This is a genomic window from Caballeronia arationis (assembly GCF_001544975.2).
Taxonomy (GTDB): Bacteria; Pseudomonadota; Gammaproteobacteria; order Burkholderiales; family Burkholderiaceae; genus Caballeronia; species Caballeronia arationis.
The window spans coordinates 1-2,700 of record NZ_FCOG02000333.1 but is presented as its reverse complement, the minus strand read 5'-3'; the positions used below and the strand labels follow the sequence as shown (position 1 = coordinate 2,700).

The 2,700-nt window shown below is 59.9% G+C and carries 4 protein-coding genes and 1 pseudogene; 3 read left to right on the top strand and 2 right to left on the bottom strand.

The genetic code is table 11. The annotated features are described in order from the left end of the window. Positions 1-253 precede the first annotated feature (253 nt). From AWB81_RS41790 to AWB81_RS41780, 3 genes are all read left to right on the top strand, one after another. Positions 254-760, top strand: a complete 507-nt coding sequence (locus AWB81_RS41790; RefSeq protein ID WP_235026217.1) for a hypothetical protein — start codon at positions 254-256, stop codon at positions 758-760. A gap of 250 nt (positions 761-1,010) precedes the next feature. Further along, positions 1,011-1,613, top strand: coding sequence for a ParB-like protein (locus tag AWB81_RS41785; RefSeq protein WP_062644366.1), 603 nt, complete (start codon positions 1,011-1,013; stop codon positions 1,611-1,613). Positions 1,614-1,711: 98 nt separating this feature from the next. After that, positions 1,712-1,915: a hypothetical protein gene (locus AWB81_RS41780; RefSeq protein WP_062644364.1), complete on the top strand. Its 204-nt coding sequence runs from the start codon at positions 1,712-1,714 to the stop codon at positions 1,913-1,915. A 43-nt stretch (positions 1,916-1,958) separates the two neighbouring features. Here AWB81_RS41780 and AWB81_RS41775 read toward each other — a convergent pair whose 3' ends face one another. Together AWB81_RS41775 and AWB81_RS46225 are read right to left on the bottom strand one after the other, a co-directional pair. Continuing rightward, positions 1,959-2,231, bottom strand: a complete 273-nt coding sequence (locus tag AWB81_RS41775) for a YlcI/YnfO family protein (RefSeq protein ID WP_062644362.1) — start codon at positions 2,229-2,231, stop codon at positions 1,959-1,961. Between the two features lie 130 nt (positions 2,232-2,361). Next, positions 2,362-2,700, bottom strand: a pseudogene (locus tag AWB81_RS46225) (IS4-like element ISCku4 family transposase); the annotation flags it as partial.

The following is a 2,700-nucleotide window of genomic DNA, read 5'->3' as shown; positions in this document are numbered from 1 at the left end:
GGATATCCGAAGATGCGGCGCACGCCCCACGCGTGAAGACGCTCGACAACAAAGTCTCCGACTGTCTCGCTCATTGCTTGCTCCCTGAAAGGATGCACCGCCGATGGTCCGCCGGTCATCTACTGCGATACCGCAAGCCTTCCGGCCGCAAACTTTGTGCCGCGGGTGAAGCTCTGCACGAAGAGCGCGCGGTCCGCAACCAACCTTCACAGACGACTCGAATAGCGGGCAACCGCGCCAAGGGGAATCGAAAATGGTGCTGCGCCGGATCGGTAAAACAAGGGAGTTTTCCTGCTCACCTAGGGATTTTCCTGAACGGTTTTGCTCGATTCAGGGCGCTACGAGGGTGCTTCGGCGTGCTATCGTCATCCGGTCAAAGCGCGAGGGGAAGATGATGGACAATGCTTATCAACACCTCGATCGATACGATCGCACCCAACTGCTTTGCTGGCTCGCGTGCGGGTCCCTTGCTACGTACTATCTGGATGGCACGTGGCCCGAGAGCGCCTTCCATGTCGAGGCCGCGCGCAAGTGGCTGAATCGCCATCGGCGCCGTGCCGACTGGCTGGCCACTGCGCAGCTCGCGTTCGCCGCTCGGCGAATCGCGCAAGTGCATCAAGGGATCGTGGACCGGGAGTGGGTCGGCGACGCCGTCAACGACCTCTTCACCGAACACGATCTCAACTACGACTGCGAACTCGTAAAGGTGATTTACGACGATTGCCGCCGTGCCATTGCCACTGATCCGCATGCGGAGTGAGACGTCGTCTGGAAGCATGCGGTGCGTCGGGCGCACACAGGTTGCGCCGCCCGACCGACGCGCTGCTGCCCAACCATTCAAATCCGGCTGAGCGCCTGGCGGAGTCATTCCGCTTTTCCCAGATCGATTCGCACGTTTATCAAGTGCCCGCTTCCGCGCGGCACGGATCACTTCGTGCCTCGTTGCGTGCGGATTGCGATGACACGGCGCCTCGAAAAGCGCGAAGAGAGTGCACGGAGCACAGAAGCAAATGAAGCAGATCGCCATTGATAGCCTGCGTCCTACTCAGGCAACGCATGGACGCATCGAGGTCGTGAAAAAGGCGAAGGACTACGCTCGCCTCGCGGGCCGCAAGCTCCAGATGGCGATTGCCGAGAAGCCGATCCCGATTGTGCTCGGACCCGGCGGCGAAGCGTTTGCCATCGATCATCATCATGTTGCGGCGGCGTTGTGGGCGGCCGGGATCAAGATGGTGCCGGTGGTGCTCGTGGCGGACCTTTCCTCGCTGGATGACGCTCCGTTCTGGCTTACGCTGGAAAACCGGAGCTGGACCTGGCCTTATGACGCGCGGGGCCGGCGCATCGTGTTCGGAGCGATGCCGAGGCACGTGTACGAACTCGAAGACGATCCATACCGCAGCCTCGCGGGCCTTGTGCGCGAAGCCGGAGGGTACGAGAAAACGACGGTGCCGCTGGAGGAGTTCCGCTGGGCGGATCTGTTTCGAACCACGATGTCCGCGCCTCCGGCAATCGAAGAAGATTTCGATGCCGCCGTGCGGCGCGGCGTGGAAATCGCGAAGAGCAGATCGGCAATCGGTCTGCCCGGCTTTCTGGGGGACAAGTCCGGCGCCTAGCTGGCAATGCGTCTGGTGCACAGAAGAGGCCTGGCGCCTCGCCGACGCGCGCGGGCACGTCGCTTGCTGAAGGCACACCCACCAAATGGGGGAGCCAAATGACCGACAAGCATCAGACCTTGACGCTGCTGAGCACCGGTGAGTGCATCACTCGTGACGAGTTTCGAGCCCGCTTCATGAAGCGGTTCCATGACCCTGCATATCGAGTGGAAAAGCAGGTCTTGATGGAACTCGAGACCAAGGTGTGGCACGACTACACGAAGATTGCTCAACCGCTCGCTGCAGTGCTCGGCAGGGTTTAGTGCATTGGGTGCCTGCGGTTCTCTGCGTATCGCAGTGATCGTGTCAAACGTTTTGACCCGCAACATCGCCGAAAAGGTCTGCAGTCGAGTTTTTCGTCGGGTCCGGCGACGGCAGAACGCCTTCACGGACCTGTGCAAGAACTGCCGGCGGCAACCAGATCTCTTCGATAGCGCCAATCCCGCTTTCGATCAACTGTTGCAGAAAGAACGACTGCTTGCGCCCGGTTGCGTCGGCCAATAGCCTGAGCCTCTGCTCGATTTTCGGGTCGACGCGCACCGCAACTACTTTCAGCTTGTTTGTGGCATTCCTTCTCACCCTTGCTCCTTTCACATTTTTCCGCTTCTGAAACGGACTCGCGCGGTGGATCCGACCAGCATCCTACCCTGCATTTTCTCCAGGGATACGTAGTCACCTCAAGAGTGCCGAGTTCGGCACAGTCTTGGGGTTATGTGGCCAGTCGGAACATCTCGAAGGTGTCAGGGTCCTGCCTTTCGGCGATGAATTTCGCGAAGAAATTGGTTTTGGCGCTATTCACGAGAAATTCGGGCAGGCATTGTCGTAGTGCACTGGCGACAACCAACTCCGATGGAGGGATGCCGGGACGGATGGTGCGCAGCCAGGATCCAAAGGAACTCCAGACGAGTGAAGGGAATACCGCTGCCAGGTACTGAAGCAGTCCCTGGCAGACGATGCCAGCCTGAATGAAGACGTGATAGGCGTGGGTCTTGCGCTTGACGGCGTCGCGGTACTCGGGCGACTCGCGATGAAGGTATTGATCGCCGTT